The organism is Pseudomonas sp. GW821-FHT09E04, from assembly GCF_059416185.1.
In genome coordinates, this window is record NZ_JBWKOR010000001.1 from 479,687 (window position 1) to 495,600 (window position 15,914).

General features: G+C 55.4%; 15 protein-coding genes. 13 read left to right on the forward strand and 2 right to left on the reverse strand.

The window, feature by feature from the left end; all coding sequences use genetic code 11:
- Nucleotides 1-3: 3 nt before the first annotated feature.
- Nucleotides 4-1,407, forward strand: coding sequence for an efflux transporter outer membrane subunit (locus tag AC07N4_RS02195; protein WP_493064844.1), 1,404 nt, complete (start codon nucleotides 4-6; stop codon nucleotides 1,405-1,407).
- Nucleotides 1,408-1,491: 84 nt separating this feature from the next.
- Here AC07N4_RS02195 and AC07N4_RS02200 read toward each other — a convergent pair whose 3' ends face one another.
- Nucleotides 1,492-2,058: a TetR/AcrR family transcriptional regulator gene (locus AC07N4_RS02200; RefSeq protein ID WP_096820432.1), complete on the reverse strand. Its 567-nt coding sequence runs from the start codon at nucleotides 2,056-2,058 to the stop codon at nucleotides 1,492-1,494.
- 536 nt (nucleotides 2,059-2,594) lie between these two features.
- Between AC07N4_RS02200 and ectB the strand changes: the two genes are divergently transcribed.
- From ectB to AC07N4_RS02260, 12 genes are all read left to right on the forward strand, one after another.
- The gene (gene ectB, locus AC07N4_RS02205) at nucleotides 2,595-3,848 is read left to right on the forward strand and encodes a diaminobutyrate--2-oxoglutarate transaminase (protein WP_273539711.1); all 1,254 of its coding nucleotides are present in this window, start codon (nucleotides 2,595-2,597) and stop codon (nucleotides 3,846-3,848) included.
- A complete protein-coding gene (locus tag AC07N4_RS02210; protein ID WP_192557898.1) occupies nucleotides 3,845-4,312 on the forward strand; it encodes a GNAT family N-acetyltransferase in 468 nt (155 codons plus the stop codon). Before ectB ends, AC07N4_RS02210 begins: the two co-directional genes overlap by 4 nt.
- 10 nt (nucleotides 4,313-4,322) lie before the next feature.
- Nucleotides 4,323-5,627, forward strand: coding sequence for a SidA/IucD/PvdA family monooxygenase (locus tag AC07N4_RS02215; RefSeq protein ID WP_096820435.1), 1,305 nt, complete (start codon nucleotides 4,323-4,325; stop codon nucleotides 5,625-5,627).
- Between the two features lie 50 nt (nucleotides 5,628-5,677).
- Nucleotides 5,678-6,301 (forward strand): LysE family translocator, encoded by a 624-nt coding sequence (locus AC07N4_RS02220; protein ID WP_102619876.1) that lies wholly within the window; start codon nucleotides 5,678-5,680, stop codon nucleotides 6,299-6,301.
- A 9-nt stretch (nucleotides 6,302-6,310) separates the two neighbouring features.
- A complete protein-coding gene (locus tag AC07N4_RS02225) occupies nucleotides 6,311-6,613 on the forward strand; it encodes a hypothetical protein (RefSeq protein WP_493184116.1) in 303 nt (100 codons plus the stop codon).
- A gap of 274 nt (nucleotides 6,614-6,887) precedes the next feature.
- On the forward strand, nucleotides 6,888-8,381 hold the full coding sequence (locus tag AC07N4_RS02230) for a tyrosinase family protein (RefSeq protein WP_102619878.1): 1,494 nt from the start codon (nucleotides 6,888-6,890) through the stop codon (nucleotides 8,379-8,381).
- Between the two features lie 2 nt (nucleotides 8,382-8,383).
- A complete protein-coding gene (locus tag AC07N4_RS02235) occupies nucleotides 8,384-9,190 on the forward strand; it encodes a copper chaperone (RefSeq protein ID WP_493064846.1) in 807 nt (268 codons plus the stop codon).
- A 238-nt stretch (nucleotides 9,191-9,428) separates the two neighbouring features.
- Nucleotides 9,429-9,845, forward strand: coding sequence for a TetR family transcriptional regulator C-terminal domain-containing protein (locus tag AC07N4_RS02240; RefSeq protein ID WP_102619880.1), 417 nt, complete (start codon nucleotides 9,429-9,431; stop codon nucleotides 9,843-9,845).
- Entirely contained in the window at nucleotides 9,842-11,482 is a 1,641-nt protein-coding gene (locus tag AC07N4_RS02245; protein ID WP_493064847.1) for a GMC family oxidoreductase, read from the forward strand. The genes AC07N4_RS02240 and AC07N4_RS02245 overlap by 4 nt, the downstream gene beginning before the upstream one ends.
- Nucleotides 11,479-12,711: a ferritin-like domain-containing protein gene (locus tag AC07N4_RS02250; RefSeq protein WP_493064848.1), complete on the forward strand. Its 1,233-nt coding sequence runs from the start codon at nucleotides 11,479-11,481 to the stop codon at nucleotides 12,709-12,711. Before AC07N4_RS02245 ends, AC07N4_RS02250 begins: the two co-directional genes overlap by 4 nt.
- A 655-nt stretch (nucleotides 12,712-13,366) precedes the next feature.
- A complete protein-coding gene (locus tag AC07N4_RS02255) occupies nucleotides 13,367-14,248 on the forward strand; it encodes a hypothetical protein (protein ID WP_102619883.1) in 882 nt (293 codons plus the stop codon).
- Between the two features lie 46 nt (nucleotides 14,249-14,294).
- Entirely contained in the window at nucleotides 14,295-15,005 is a 711-nt protein-coding gene (locus AC07N4_RS02260) for a ribonuclease T2 family protein (RefSeq protein WP_102619884.1), read from the forward strand.
- Between the two features lie 337 nt (nucleotides 15,006-15,342).
- On the opposite strand, the gene AC07N4_RS02265 is transcribed toward AC07N4_RS02260, so the two are convergent.
- Entirely contained in the window at nucleotides 15,343-15,858 is a 516-nt protein-coding gene (locus tag AC07N4_RS02265) for a cupin domain-containing protein (protein ID WP_102619997.1), read from the reverse strand.
- Nucleotides 15,859-15,914 lie beyond the last annotated feature (56 nt).

Below are 15,914 nucleotides of genomic sequence, written 5' to 3' on the forward strand. Positions count from 1 at the left end.
TCCATGCGTATTTCAGCTTTCTCTACGCTGGTGATCACCATGCTGCTGGGCGGTTGCTCGCTGGCACCGACTTATGAGCGTCCTGTTGCGCCGGTTGCGGAGCACTGGGCGGGGGAGTCGACCAAGCAGGGCAGTCCGATTAACCAACTAGCTTGGCAGACGTTTATCGTCGATCCCGAACTGCGTCGCCTGGTGGTGATCGCGCTGGACAACAACCGCTCTTTACGCCAGACACTTCTGGATATCGAACAAGCGCGGGCGCAATACCGTATCCAGCGGGCGGACCGGGTGCCGGGCCTGAATGCCGGTGCATCCGGCAATCGTCAGCGCCTGCCGGCGGATCTGGCCAGCAATGGCCAGGCGGGGGTTGCCAGCAGCTATCAGGTCGGCGTGTCGCTGCCGGAATACGAGCTGGATCTGTTTGGCCGGGTAAAGAGCCTTAGCGACTCTGCATTGCAAGAGTATCTGGCGACTGAAGAGGCGGCCCGCGCCGCGCAGATCGCCCTGATTGCCGAAGTCAGTCAGGCTTATCTGATTCACGATGGCGCCCAGCGTCGCCTGGATCTGACTCAGCAAACGCTGATCAGCCGCGAGTACTCGTTTGCACTGATCAGCCAGCGCCGATCAAACGGTACGGCGACAGCGCTGGACTATCAGGAAGCATTGGGACTGGTGGAACAATCGCGCGCCGAACAGGAAAGCAATCTGCGGCAGAAACAGCAGGCTTTTAACGCGCTGGTGTTGTTGCTCGGGACCAAGGATGCAGCGAAAGCAATTCCTGAACGGCTGTCGACGGAGCCGATGCTGGTTCAGGACATTGCGCCCGACACCACCTCCACATTGATCGAGCGCCGACCGGACATTCTCGCCGCCGAGCATCGATTGCAGGCGCGCAATGCCGACATTGGCGCTGCACGGGCGGCGTTCTTTCCGCGAATCAGCCTGACCGGCAGCTTCGGCACATCCAGCGCACAAATGTCCGGTTTGTTCGACGGAGGCTCGCGGTCCTGGAGTTTTGTGCCGAACCTGTCGCTGCCGTTGTTCGATGCCGGGCGCAACAGTGCTGGCCTGAGCCTGGCCGAAGCCCGTAAGGACTCGGCGGTGGCGGCTTATGAGGGCACGATTCAGACGGCGTTTCGCGAGGTCGCCGATGCACTGGCCGCCACCGACACCTTGCGCCGGGAAGAGGCGGCCCGACGCGCGCTGGCCGACACCAGCAGCGAAACGTTGAAACTGGCCAAGGCGCGTTATGAAGGCGGCATCGACAGTCACCTGCGTTACCTCGATGCCCAGCGCACCCGCTTCGTCAACGAAACGGCATTTATCGAGGTCAGCACCCAGCGGCAGATTGCCCTGGTCGATCTGTTCCGCTCGCTGGGCGGAGGCTGGTCGCCAGAAAAGTCCTGACAACAGCTCCTTTGGGTTGGCACGTCCAGCCATTCAGCCCCGTGAACCGAGAGGTCACGGGGCTTTTTTTTGCTTGGTGGAACGTTACTGAGGACGGGCGGGATTGGCAGCGCCATGCAGGAACATCTGTTCCACGACATTGGCCGAGTTGGCACTGGCGGCACGCCCACGGCGTTCGGCATCGACCATGGCGAAAATCATGGTCAGGAACAGCTCGGTGAAGACCGCGGCAGTGATATCGATACGGAACGCACCCAATTGCTGGCCGCGCAGAAAGAATGCATCGAGGGCATCGAGATAGAACTGCCAGCGTTTGCCTTCATCGGTGTTCGCGAAGGTGTCGGGGCGATACTGAAAGAGCAGGAAAACCAGCATTTCACGATGTGCCAGATGCTCATTGACCAAACCGCGCAGGGCTTGCACCGGATCGCCATTCAACAGGTCGGTCGAGGTGGTGATCTGGTTGAGAACCGTCTCACCATGGCTTTCCATCATCAGTACCAGATTGTCACGGGTGCCGCAAAAGCGGTGCAGCGTCGCCTTGCTTACGCCAGCGGCTTCAGCCAGCTCCTTGAGCGTCGCGCGGGGGCGATCAACGATGGCCAAAGCCAGCGCCTTGATGAGTCGTTCGTCTTGGGGAGTCAGGGACATCAGTCAATCTCGGATCGAATTTCAATGTCGGGAATTGTGCAGGAAAAGCTCTTTACTGCAACGAAAACCAAAAAAATCGAGAAATTTACTTCATCTGAGACAATTTTTACTCAACGCCCCCGGCACGCCGCGCAACGCTCTTGCCTCCCGCCAATCCCAAGCCTGAAACGAGCGACGGGCGATTCTGCCGACCAAAAACGCCTCATCACGGTTACTGATTTGTATGTTTGGGCATTTCACAGAACCAGTAATAAGCATATGAATTTATAGTTGGTCGTTTGTTCACGAATTACTGATAGTTTAATAAGCGAAAGACGTCATTGTTCCTGCTGGCCAACAGAGCGGGTCATGTTTCAACGGATGAAAGTTGTACACGGACTTCACGGATGATAGACCTCTCAGCATTCGCTACATGGCCACTGGGAAATCGCTATGCCTGTTGGAAGTCCATTCAATTGGATTGATAAACGGTACCTGACATGACGGCTACGCTGAACTACTCACTGTCCCACCTTGCACCTGCCACGCCACAGTCCCTGGATATATTTGAGCTTAAAGAGTCTAACGTTCGTTCTTACTGTCGTGACTTCACTGCCACCTTTCACACCGCTGAAGGGTCGACCTTGACCAGTGAACAAGGTCAGGTGTTCATTGACTTTTTCAGCGGCGCGGGGGCTCTGAACTACGGGCATAACAACCCGGTTTTGAAAGCTGCGCTGCTCGACTATATCGAGAGCAATGGCATTACCCACGGCCTGGATTTCAAAACCACGGCCAAGAAGAACTTCCTGACGGCGTTCGATGAGCAGATCCTGGCCCGTCGCAACTTGCGCTACAAAGTACAGTTTCCCGGCCCTACCGGTACCAATGCGGTAGAGGCCGCCATCAAACTGGCCCGCAAGTACACCGGCCGCCAGAATATCGTGGCATTCACCAATGCGTTCCACGGCATGTCCCTGGGCAGCCTCGCCTTGACCAGTAACCCGCGAAAGCGAGCAGGGGCCGGGGTCACCTTGAACAACGTGACGTTCATGCCGTATGACCAGTATTTTGGCGACGACCTGGACACCTCGTTGTACCTGTCCAAGATGTTGCGCAGCGGTAGCGGCATCGATAAGCCAGCGGCCATCGTACTCGAGACAGTGCAGGGTGAGGGCGGTGTGAACAGTGCTTCGGCCGCCTGGGTACAAGCGGTGCAACGTATCGCCCATGACCATGACATTCTGTTGATCATCGACGATATACAGGCAGGCTGCGGCCGCACCGGGGACTTCTTCAGCTTTGAGGCCCTGGGTGTCACCCCGGATATCGTGACCTTGTCCAAATCCATCAGCGGCTATGGCTTGCCCATGTCCCTTGTTTTATTGGCGCCCCATCTGGATGTATGGGAGCCGGGGGAACACAACGGCACGTTTCGCGGCAACAACCTGGCATTTGTCACGGGCAAGGCGGTTATCGATCACTATTGGAGCGATAACCGCTTTACCCAGGAGCTCAGCGCCAAGGCAGACCTCCTGCATCAAGGGCTGCTGGCGTTATCCCGGGACTTTGCGAGCAAGGCGCCTAATCGCCTCAAAGGGCGCGGGTTCTTCCGGGGCATTGAGTTCGAGGACAAGTCCCTGGCGCAGAGAGTTGCGGCACAGGCTTACGCGGGCGGGCTGATCATTGAAACTTCAGGCATCGACAACCAGGTGCTCAAGTTCCTGCCGGCACTGACAATATCCCCCGCGCAGATCACTCAGGGTTTGCACATACTGGAGCAAGCCTTTGCCGAGGTGACCGCATCATGAGTGATCAAATCATTACCCGGCATGCGTCCCTCGACGACGCTGCGGCGATTGCGCCATTGCTGGACAAATACCGCCAGTTCTATGGTGAAGTCTCCGATCTGGTCCGCTCACTGGAGTTTATTAAACAGCGCTTTTTTCTGGGCGAAACAATTTTTGTTGTTGCTGAGGTCAATAACGAAGTCATTGGATTCACCCAACTATTCCCCAGTTTCTCAAGTGTCACACTGGAGCGCCTCTGGATACTCAATGACTTATATGTCGAATCGTCAAAGCGCAAGAAGGGAGTAGGGCTGGCGTTATTGAATGCAGCAAAAACATTTGCGCAGACAACAGGCGCCAAACAACTATTTATCGAAGGCGCAGACGATAATCCACGAGCACGAAACCTATACACTCGATTTGGATTTATCGAAAACACCGCGTATCACTATTATCATCTTCCATTAAAGCAAATCCAGGGATAGGAGCTTTTCCATGTCAAATACTGTCTTCGATATTGTGGGAATTGGCTTCGGCCCCTCCAACCTTGCATTGGCGATCGGCCTCGAAGAGTCAGCATCAGCGCTGACTTATCGCTTCCTGGACGCCAAGCAGACGCCGGACTGGCAGGATGAAATGCTGCTCAGCGGATCGGATATCCAGAACAACCCTTTACGGGATCTGGTTACGCCACGCAATCCACGCAGCCGCTATGGTTTCGTCAATTACCTGAAAGAAACCGGTCGCCTGTTCGACTACCTCAACTTGCCACTGACGTATCCGTTACGCCGGGAATATGCCGAGTACATCAAATGGGTAGCCAGCCATTTTCTCGGCGATGTCGAATCTTCGGCGTTCGTCCAGCAGGTTGAACCGCTTCTGTTCAAGGGAGAGCAGGTGTGGAAGGTCACCTATAACGATCAACGAGTCGTTTATGGGCGCAGCCTGGTGCTGGGCACCGGGCGTACGGCGAATATCCCGGCAGTTTTCGAAGGTCTGACCGGACCCCGAGTGTTCCACCTCAATCACTATCTGGAGCACATCAACAAGCTGCCACCGAGTGTGCAGCGTATCGGCGTGGTGGGTTCCAGCCAGAGCGCGGTGGAGATCGTCCTCGATCTGACTGCCAGGTTCCCGGACAAAGAGGTTTATTCGTTACATCGAAGCTTCAGCTTTCGACTCAAGGACACCAGCCCATTCAGTGACAAGGTGTACTTCCCGGAATTCATCGACTACTACTTTGACCTTCCGCCAGAAGCCAAATCGCGGCTGGACAAGCAATTGCGGGGCACCAATTACAGCTCTGCCGATGAAGATGTCATCAACGCGCTGTACGTACGCATCCATGAAGAAAAACTGCAGGGCAAGCAGCGCATCAAGATCCTCAATAACATCGCCATCGAGCAGGCACACATCGATACATCGGGCCAGGTACAACTGGCACTCAGGGAGGTCAATCAGCTGACGCATTCAACCCTTGCTCTGGATGCGTTGGTGCTCGCCACGGGCTTCAAGGATATTGCGGCCAAGGAAAACGGTGAGCTGTACCCCCCGTTGCTCGCGCCTCATCATCGCCAGTTTCGCGCCGATGCTCACGGGGCCCTGGTGGTCAATCGCGATTACAGCCTGACGCCTCTGGATGACTTGCCCGCGGTGTTTCTCAATGGGTTATGCGAAAGCTCCCACGGCTTGGGCGATGCGGGCTCGTTCAGCCTGATTTCCTTGCGGGTGGAACACATTCTTTCCGCCCTGGAGAATAAATTGGCTCAAATCGAGGCCCCGGTACAAGCATTGGCTTGATGCCACCCGGCAGCAGTCTGGAAAGACTGCTGCTCAAACAAGGAGGTTTTATGTTCACAGCGGCGTTGATTTACATACTGGCGGTAATAAGCCCTGGGCCGAATTTCATCATTGTCAGTCGATTCTCTTCACTGGGCTCGGTTTCCACTGGACTTGGCGCGACCTTGGGCATCTGCACTGTAGGGGTGTTCTTCTCGACCATTTCCCTCTTGGGACTGGCAGCATTGCTGCATGAGTACCCGGCCTTTTCCAAAGTGGCCACCTTGTGTGGTTCGACGTACCTGCTCTACATCGCCTACAGCATCATCAAAAGTGTGCTGGCAAAAAATACTGGCACCACCGAAAGCGCCGCTGTTGGCGTCACCAGCTTCAGTAAGGCTTATCGGGTAGGAGTCATCACCAACATCAGCAACATGAAGACGATCGCCTTCATGATCAGCATCTACGCCGGCTTCCTGTCCTCGCCACGCACCGACATCGAAAAAGTGCTGGTGGTCGTGTTGTGCTCAACCCTCGAAGTCATCTGGTATTCCCTGGTGTCGTTGCTCTTCGGCCAGGGCCCGATAAAGGCGCTGTTTCTCAAATACACCCGGCAGATTGACATAGGCCTGGCCGTGTTTCTGGTGGCGTTCTCTCTCAATAACGCAATTCCAGTATTGATTGCCAGTCGATGAGGTCGGGTCATGGAGTGGAACGATATGCTCAAGGATGTAAGCGTGCGCTTCAAATATCGCAGTTGGTTGCTGATCGATTTGCCCTGTGATGGCTTGCCACTGAACCGTCGGATGCGAAACCTGACAAGTGATTATGTCCCGGTCACTTTGATCCTCGACTGCGGCCTTGAGGACGTCTTTTCCATCGTGGATGTCTTGGGCCCCGGGATCAGCTACGCAGCCTCGTTACAAACGGCCAGGCGATATGTTCAAGCTGTTGTGGCTGAATTACCGGCGGCAGGAGCTTTTCAGGACTTCAAATGGGCGTGTTGATCTGCCACCTACAAAAAGGTCTCGGGCAATACGCGAGGAGGAGGGGGCCAACAACCAAAGGCCTGTTCTTTAGCTTTAGTGTGAACGTAGGCAAAAAGTACGAGCCTCTAAAGCTGATCTATAGTCTTGGAACGCAGTGAGCTGGAAGAACCGTGGTCCGGTAAAAACACTCGATGACAGGGAGGTCCGATCAGTGACTTTTATACGACGCAATGTCTGGAGCCTGCAACAACCGTGGGCTCCAGAACTACTGTGGTATGCCCGCGGAGTCAAGGTGCTGAAGTCGCGCCCGTTTGATGACATCACCAGTTGGAAATACATGGCGGCGATTCATGGCATTGAAGAGGTGGTCTGGCGCCAGTTCGGGTGGTTGGCACCGGATGAGCATGAACCGGACACGTCGGTATACCTCGATCAGGATCGGAATCAGTGCCAGCACCATAATTGGTATTTCTTTCCGTGGCACCGGGGTTATCTGTCGGCTTACGAATCGATTGTGCGAGCCGCGATACACACGTTGCCGGGGGCACCGGACGACTGGGCATTGCCCTATTGGAATTACAACGACACGGCGGTCGCCAATCCGCGACTGCTGCCGCAAGCCTTCGCGACGAATTCCTGGCCCGATGGTGGCGACAACCCACTGTTTGAGCCTCGGCGTTTTGGCCGTGGGGATGGCGTGGTGGTCATCCGAAAGGAGGATGTCGATCTGAAGGCGGCCTTGAGCGATCCCGATTTCGAAGGAGTTCGAAATGGCTCTCCCGGGTTCGGCGGTGTGCGTACACCGTTCCAGCACAACGCAGAGCGCCCGAATGAAGGCTTGCTTGAACAGGGACCACATGATCCGGTGCATGGTCTTGTTGGCGGTTACCTCACCGGAACGGACCCCCGGGACTGGCATAACCTGGGCTTGATGTCTATGCCAATTACAGCCGGGCTCGATCCGATTTTCTGGCTGCATCACGCCAACATTGATCGGCTATGGGAGGTGTGGCTCAACCGAAATTCGAACTTCAGGAACCCGGTGCTCAAGTCATGGCTCGATGGGCCGAGCGGCAAGCGGCGCTTTGTGATGCCACAAGCTGATGGCAGTCGAAAGGAATTTGCCCCAAAAGATATGCTGGACACGAAGGCGCCCGGGCTCAACTATTTGTATGAGGACATTTCCGATCCGCTGAGTGGTCAGCAGCGCCTGAACCTTCGGTTGGTATTGTTGAAAACGCTCATGGACGTCCCCGGCATCACTGACGGTCTGGAGGTCGAAACCATGCCCAAAAAGCCCACGGTTGAACTGCTCGGTGCAAACAGCAAGGCGATTACCCTGGGGAGCGATCCCTCGGCCACCGTTGTGAGGACCGATAAACCCACCGTCCGCAAGCTCACCGACAGCTTCAAACTGTCCACGTTCGCGCTGCGCGCGAGCCCGGAACCTGATCGCGTATTTCTCAATCTGGAGAACATCACGGGGGAAAACGACGCGGCCATTTTCGATGTATATGTCGGTTTGGCCGAAGGCGCCGTTGCCGCTGATCACCCGGAGAACCGAGCAGGCGTTGTGTCGTTGTTCGGTATCAGCGAGTCGACCAACATTGCCAAGCCCCATGGCGGATCGGGCCTGAGCAAGGTGATCGAGATCACCGATACGATTGACCGGCTTCATCTGACAGGCGAGGCCAATCTGAATGCCTTGCCGGTATTGATCGTGCCGGTCAATGACGCGCGCGGGATATCGATCAAACGGGTCAGCATCTATCGTCAGTCGACCTGACGATGTCCGTGTCGGCACGGCTTCGAGAAGCAGGCCTTGACCCGCTTGCTTGCACGTTATGGAGTATCAGCCTCGTCGCGTTCAGCGTCATTGCCCTCAGTGACAACGTCCACGCCGAACTGATGCTTCTGTGCCGTTCCAATCCCGGCCCGGTGTTCGCCGAGAGCCTGAGCTATCTGCATTTTTATTACTCGACCCTGGACCTCGCCGCGTTTGCGGCTGGCATGACCTTGATGTTGGTGGCGATGATGACGCCCGCCTTGGCGGGGCCTGCGCTGCACCTGTGGTTTCGCTCGCTGTCGCGCCATCGCTGGCGAGCCATCGTGCTGTTCCTGCTGGGCTATTTGTGTGTGTGGCTGGCGGCCTGTGCGCTGCTTTTTGTCATCGCACTGCTGCTGGTTTCGCTCACGGATTCAGAGCTTGTGGCCGGGGCCATGGCGGTGGTTGGGTGGCTTATCTGGCAATTGAGCGTCATGCGTTCACGCTGTCTTGCGCGTTGCCATCAACAGCCCAGGCTCTCCGTTTTTGGCATGGCTGCGCTGGTCGATCCGTTGTGCTTTGGCGTAACACACGGGTTCTGGTGCGTCACGACGTGCTGGGCACTGATGTTGATTCCGCTTTGCCTGCCTTACGCCCATTTGCCGGTCATGCTGGGCGGTGCCGTTCTGATCGCCTATGAGCGCGCAAGTACTAACGGTCCAGCGTTTTCTCAGATGACGGGCGCAATCCGTCGCGGTCTTGCGCCTCGTTGGAAGACCATCAGGCAGCGGCTTGCGGCTGCACCTGCAAATTCCCGTCCACATCCTTGACCAGTCCGCTGGCCAAAAACAGCGGCACCAGGCGCTTGTGCAGTCAGGGGGTGACAAACTCCTTGTCGGTCGCCAGCGCCAGGGTCCCGTAAACATAAGGCGTAGCTGGAATGTTTCACGCTGAGTTTCAACCCCGTGCAAAAACTTGCGGAGTAGTCATAGGGCTCCTATCGTCTTATTTGCTCGCCACGTAGTACGCCTCCGTGGGGGAGGCATAGTAGACCATGGAGGTGGTTCCATGCCGTTCCTGCACGCAACGTTCTCGGCTTTGTCCCAGGCGCTTATGGATGACCCACAACTAGACGAGCGACTGTGTGAGACGGTGTTGATGGGGATATCTGAAGGGCGCAAAGCTTTGGTTGAGCAGGTGCTGCGCACATGGGCCGAGGCACCAGCCGATGCAGATCCACAGCAATGGATCAAGCAGCGACTATGGACGGACCCGGCGTCTCAGCAGGTGTGCCGGGACATTGTGCTGTCATGGTGTTTCGGCCAGTGCTTTCGCGATGGTAAGCCGCAGGCAAGCGCCGATGTTGGGCCCGACACACTCACAGCTTTGTGGTTCTCCGGTTCGTTCTGGCGTCTCGCGAAAGCCCACCCCCCAGGCTTGCCAGGAGGCTACTTCGGTCATTGGTCATATCCGGGGGAAGCGTGAGCGAAGCCGACGTGGATGTCCTTATTGTTGGGGCCGGGGTTGCAGGGGCACTCTTGGCATGGCAGCTATCGCTCCAGGGCCATAAGGTGCTCCTGGTTGAAGCTGGACCATCTGTTTTACGAGAGGATGCACTGGGGCAATGGGCTGCTGCACCGGTCAAGACCCTGTCTTCTCCGTACCGCCAGTCACAGGCGGACAAGTTCGCGTTCTCTCCTGACGGCTCCGGCGACTACAAATATGTGGCGACACCGAAGAGCTTCAAGAGCACGTACCTTCGACGTGTTGGGGGCAGCACCTGGCACTGGCAGGGCAGCACGCCGCGACTGATCCCAAATGATTTCCGGATGCGTTCGGCCTTCGGCGTCGCAGTGGACTGGCCAATCAGCTACGACGATCTGGAGGCGTGGTACGCGCGAGCAGAAGAGGCGCTTGGAGTTTCCGGCGATCACGACGCCTGGAGCGGTGTACACAGCGCATGGCGCAGCACCCCGTTTCCCATGACGCAGATCTGGCCTTCGTACCTTGATAAGGTTATTGCCGCGAAGGTAAACGGCCTCGAATTTGAAGGCGCTACGTTGCGCGTCCGTACGACCCCACAGGCCCGCAATTCTCGCCCCTACCAAGGCCGGCCACCTTGCGCCGGCAACTCGATTTGCATCCCGCTATGTCCGATCCAGGCCAAGTACGATGCCACTGTGCATGTTAATTTAGCACTCACACAAGGCGCTGAGCTGCTCGATCGCACCGTGGCCACGAAGGTGGTAGTTGCTAACGGAAGCATCGATGGGATCGAACTCGCCGCCTGGACAGAAACGGGCGAGGTTCAGCGTTCCACTCTGCGTGCCCGTAAGTACGTAATCGCTGCTCACTCGATCGAATCGGCTCGTCTGCTGCTGGTCTCTGGAATTGGTGACCCTGCTGTGGTCGGCCACAACTTGATGGACCACCCTACGGGCGAAATGGTGGGTATCGCAGACGAACCGTTGTACGGCTATCGCGGACCGCCGGTGACTTCGGGCATCGACGATTGGCGCGATGGCCCTTGGCGTGGCGACCATGCGGCCTGGAAGATGTCTTTAGGAAATGACGGGCATGGACGCTTCAGGACACCGGAAGCAACCGTGCAGAAATGGATGGACGAGGGACTGTTCGGTACTGCCTTGCGTGAGCGAATCGCGGACGTTGCACCGCGCATGGTTCGAATCAGTTGGGCATCGGAACAACTACCCAGTGCTGGCAACTACGTTGAGCTCATCCCTCAGAGCTACGACGCGCTGGGAATGCCTGAAGTGCGCCTGAACTATAGCGTGGATACATACACGCTTGGCTCCTTCGTGCATGCACGCTCGCTGATTCGAGCCATCTATGAGCGCGCAGGCATCACCAATGTGGAAGCATCTGCTGACCCAGCGGCATACGGTGGATCAGGCCACGTAATTGGAACCTGCCGCATGGGCACCGATGCGGCTGCGTCAGTCGTCGACGCGGACTGTCGCGTGCATGGCTACGAGAACTTGTTCGTGGTCGGCGCTAGCGTGTTCCCAACGGCAGGCACCGCCAACCCGACCCTCACAGCAGCAGCTCTGGCCCTGCGTCTTGCCGCTGTAATCGCCACTGAACTCCCGGAAGGCAGATGATGCCCACCAGCCGAAACGAGCTCTTGAGTTTGCTGTCAGAGGCTTGCGAGATTGAGCATTCGCTCGCGTGTGCCTACCTGTACGCCGCCTTCTCCTTGAAGAAGGAAACGGAGGACAGGCCCAGATGGCGCGAACAGCAAATCACACAGTATTGGGCTGGTCAGATCTATTTTGTAGCCTCGCAAGAAATGCTGCATCTGGCGCAGGCATGGAACCTTTTGGCCGCGATCGGCGGAACACCCTATTTCATGCACCCAGTCTTTCCGCAACCTAAGAGTTATTGGCCCCTGCCTGCTGCGCTGACCCTGCAGTCGTTCTGCCTCGAGACCGTTGAACGCTTCCTACAGTGGGAAGCACCTGTCGAGTCGACGCTGCGCCCCGGCTTTATCCACTGGGAACATTCTCCAACTGAACAGGACCTGGCCTTCCGCAGTGTGGGAGAGCTTTACGAGTTGATTGCGCATGGCATAGAGGCAATGCCCGAGGCGGACTTATTCATCGGTAATCCGGACCTGCAAATTGGCCCCGATCTGGCTGACTTCCCGGACCTCGTGGCCGTGTATGACAAGCGAAGCGCACTAGAAGCAATTCGACGAGTTCAATTCCAGGGGGAGGGCATCCATGACGACCGCGAGGACTCCCACTTCGGGATCTTCCATGAAATGCGCATCGAACTTAACCGGATGCTGGGCGCGAACCCGCACTTCCAGCCCGCATACCCGACGCTTCAGAATCCAACTACACGGGAGCGTGCGGGCGCAAACTTGATCACGCATCCTGCGGCACGTCAGGCAATGACCCTATTCAACAACATCTACGTGTTGACCATTCGGATTCTTGGCTGGGTATTTGGGCCAGGCTCACCAGGACAGCCGCAAACACGTGGGTTCGCTCGCGCTAGTATCGGCGCCATGCCCGTGATCCTCAAGCCGCTGGGGGAAGCCTTGGCACGGATGCCCTCTGGCGACGGCACGCATACTGCCGGCGCATCTTTTGCGATGCAGAGGCATGTCCCGCTACCGCATGACGCAGATGACGCACTGCGACTCGTCAGCGAACGCATTGATGAACTTATCGCTGCCGCCCGTGAGTTGCAGCAACGCGAGGACATCGATCAGGACTTTTCTTGGTTAGCCGGGCGGCTGGAGTGGATGCTCGGTGTGGTTCACGGTGAATACTCAAGCACCCAAAAGGGAGGTCATGATAGCAAGGGCGATCAAGGAAAATGACGGCAAGCTCACAGGACATTCCTCGCGAAGTGGGGGGCACAAGCTCAGGCAGCGCTAGAGCAGGAGCTCCGGAACGACCTGGTGGGGCAGGGCGCAACCAACGAATCCTTCCACCTATTCCTTCGCTTTGCATCAGATGCATTAGATGGGTATGGCCGTCTGCTCGCCTACGTAAACACAACACAGGGGGGAGTGCCGTACACTACCTTTTTTGTGGATTACCGATGGCCACTCCCCCCGAGTCTTCAAGTTAGGTAGCGTGCTGGTTGCAATGTTTCGACGTCATTTCTTGATTTGTATAATTTTTACAGAGCCACAATCTCGTTTTCTAATTGCATTTATTTCAAAATGTGATCATTAGCTTCTTGCCGGATGGCAGGGTTAAGTCTTCACTGTTGTTGGAGTATTGCGGCGGAACTCGTATTGCTGTGTATTTTTATGGGGAGTCAACTGGCTCAAGCGAGAGATGAGAGTAGTGCTGCCTATTCAACAATAGGCGGCTAAGAGGATATAAAAAACCAGCAGCATTCTGGCCGCTAGACATTGCGTCTTGTCGAGAGTTAGTTGCAGCGGACTTCCAGAATCTCGCGTGAACTGAGCCAAGTTCACGCAATCCACGCATGAATGCCTTAATTTCGCAGGCAGGGAGTTTGCTATGTCACTTGGTTTCTACAAACTGATCAAGGGCCGTTTAATTGTGAGGGAGCGTCAGTCGCCAGATGGCGATAGCATGCGCTTCATTGCGGATGACATGTCGCTGTTCGAATCCCTGCCACGCTATACCAAACCCAAAGGTAGCGATGGTTTGGCTAGCTATCAGCTACGGTTTCAGGCCATCGATACGCCTGAGCTTCACTATGGAGGCGCCGCGCAACCCTATGGCGTGCAATGTCGTGACGGCCTGTTGCGATGGTTAGGGGTAAATCCAGAGGCGTGGCATTGGGAAGTGGCTCCGGCGGGTTTTGAGTGGGAGACGCCCGCCGAGATCCTGACCGATGGATTTGAAGCTCATTCTAGGCCAGTTGCTTTTGTATTACGCGAAACAGGTCTGCAGGATGGGAGCGAAATCAAGCTCACAAATGATCTTTTGATGAGCAGCTACAACCACCACGCGGTCGAAACTGGACTGGCATATCTGGGGCTCTATTCGGGAGGACTCTCGGCGGAGATCAAGTCTCACCTGATCGCCACTTATAAAAACGCAAGGGCCGATAAACGCGGCATCTGGGAGGCCGACGGCACCAGTCAGTTCACAATCAGCACCCTGGATGACCTTCTGCCGGAGCACGGGACGTTAATTTATCCAAAAATTTTCCGGCGGTGCGTTGATGCGCTGAAATGGGCAGGTGGCGAACTCAAGCCAGGAAGTGATCTGGATGACTTCTTGATGGCGAAGACCAATGAGAACGACAGTTTTTATGTCGAGGATGCCCATGGAGGCCGTCTAAAAAGCAAACTGAGCAATGTGCTAGAGCAGGTCAATAACCAAATCATAATCCAGGTCGATCTGAATACCGTTGAATTCGTTCCAAAGTAGACATTAAAACGGATCGTAAACATGTCATTGGCGGAAGGATGAAAGCATGTATAAGCGCAGGATTCTGGCGATTACTCTCGTTTCGCTCACTCCAGTACTTGCTACTGCCGAGCCGTCGTGCAAGGTGGATCCCGCAAAGAAAAAACTTTATCGCCTTGAGCTAACGGTTCCTGCTGCTTTTTGTCGGTCGGCAGATCAAGAGGATCCCAGTTGCAAGCAGCTTCCAAAGGAATCACTGGTACAACTCCACGGACTTTGGCCTAATTATGAAAAAAATTTCCCGGAGGGAGGTTGCAGTCCTGGCGAGTGTGAGGAGCAGAAAGTTAAGGACGGCAAATTCTGCAAGTTTCCAGAATTGCCTAAGCTGATCGCGTCCGAAACCTGGAAGGCCAATAAGGATTTCATGGCTGGAACTGAAAAATGTCTCGAACGACATGAGTGGGCCAAGCATGGCACATGCTCCCCAATGAACGTTGTAGAGTATTTCGACTGGTCGTTGAGTGAAACCCGGCACATCGTCGAAAGCCTCGATATAACGCCTGATGTCGAAATGACACGCTCGGAGTTTGAGCAAAGAGTGCAGCAGAAGCTTCCTGAGCTTAACGGGGCTGTCCATCTCAATTGCAAGGGTAAACTGGTTACCGGCATGTATGTACTGTACGAATGGGGGCAGACGCCAGGAGCCCCCATAAAAACGAAAAGTGGGCAGAATAGCTTTGGTAATTGCAAGAACGATTTTACGTTTGTGAGTAAATAACTGATTGCCCTTGAATCCGAGTTTGGAAGGGTATGTTCCCAAAAAGCTTTCGGATGAAGGTGCAAACGTCGCAAAAAGTACTCAAGGGCATTATTAGAGCGGACATGTCAAAAATGATAAATTCTGCTCCGGACTGCATAGCTTTTTTGTCAGGAGCCACATAAGGCGGGCCTGGTAAAGTTCCTCCCAGACACATCATTTAACATAATATACATTACACGTAACAAGATGTTACGAGATCAGCCCGGTTGCACACCCGATTTCAATCTCCACCATGGCTCCTCAAAGCACCTTGCCTTTGATGCCTGGCGATCGCTCTATTTGGAATGTGCTGCTCTCAATCCTCGTCACGAGTCAGCTTTTCAATCAGCGCTCGATGCTGCGGATACTGCGCCGTAAGCTTCCGCCGATTCCCCATTTCCATATCCGCGAAATCAAATCCTGGCGAAACCGCTTCGCTGATCAAGCCAAATCCATTCTCGCCATTCAATAGTCTGGAGGCTTTCCAGATTCCGCCTGGTACGTGCAATTGCAGATATTGTCCTGCCAATATGTCGCTGCCCATCACCAATGTCTGTAGCGAACCGTCAGGATGAATCAGGCTGTACTCGATGGCGTCGCCCAGATGGAAATAATGCAGGATGTCTGACTGATTGAAATGAAACTGGCCCACGGGCGATTCTTCGGTCAACAGGTAATAAATGGACGTCATCAAATAACGTGAACCGCCTTCGGTTTCGAGCATTTCTCGATGGTCGGCCTGAAATGTCCTGCGGAAATAGCCACCCTCAATATGAGATTCAAGTTTCAGGGCTGCAATGACGTCTTTTGCGCTCGCCTGGCGTTTCAACATAGCCTTCTCCATTGATTTCACAGTAGATTTTCGCATAGCTCAACTAAAGGCTCATT

Excerpts from the sequence above, each read along its gene's own strand:
- AC07N4_RS02195 (WP_493064844.1), top strand. The coding sequence starts at position 4 with ATGCGTATTTCAGCTTTCTCTACGCTGGTGATCACCATGCTGCTGGGC.
- AC07N4_RS02210 (WP_192557898.1), top strand. The coding sequence starts at position 3,845 with ATGAGTGATCAAATCATTACCCGGCATGCGTCCCTCGACGACGCTGCG.
- AC07N4_RS02235 (WP_493064846.1), top strand. The coding sequence starts at position 8,384 with ATGTCCGTGTCGGCACGGCTTCGAGAAGCAGGCCTTGACCCGCTTGCT.
- AC07N4_RS02200 (WP_096820432.1), bottom strand. The coding sequence starts at position 2,058 with ATGTCCCTGACTCCCCAAGACGAACGACTCATCAAGGCGCTGGCTTTG.
- AC07N4_RS02215 (WP_096820435.1), top strand. The coding sequence starts at position 4,323 with ATGTCAAATACTGTCTTCGATATTGTGGGAATTGGCTTCGGCCCCTCC.
- AC07N4_RS02220 (WP_102619876.1), top strand. The coding sequence starts at position 5,678 with ATGTTCACAGCGGCGTTGATTTACATACTGGCGGTAATAAGCCCTGGG.
- AC07N4_RS02265 (WP_102619997.1), bottom strand. The coding sequence starts at position 15,858 with ATGTTGAAACGCCAGGCGAGCGCAAAAGACGTCATTGCAGCCCTGAAA.
- AC07N4_RS02260 (WP_102619884.1), top strand. The coding sequence starts at position 14,295 with ATGTATAAGCGCAGGATTCTGGCGATTACTCTCGTTTCGCTCACTCCA.
- AC07N4_RS02250 (WP_493064848.1), top strand. The coding sequence starts at position 11,479 with ATGATGCCCACCAGCCGAAACGAGCTCTTGAGTTTGCTGTCAGAGGCT.
- AC07N4_RS02225 (WP_493184116.1), top strand. The coding sequence starts at position 6,311 with ATGGAGTGGAACGATATGCTCAAGGATGTAAGCGTGCGCTTCAAATAT.
- AC07N4_RS02255 (WP_102619883.1), top strand. The coding sequence starts at position 13,367 with ATGTCACTTGGTTTCTACAAACTGATCAAGGGCCGTTTAATTGTGAGG.
- AC07N4_RS02240 (WP_102619880.1), top strand. The coding sequence starts at position 9,429 with ATGCCGTTCCTGCACGCAACGTTCTCGGCTTTGTCCCAGGCGCTTATG.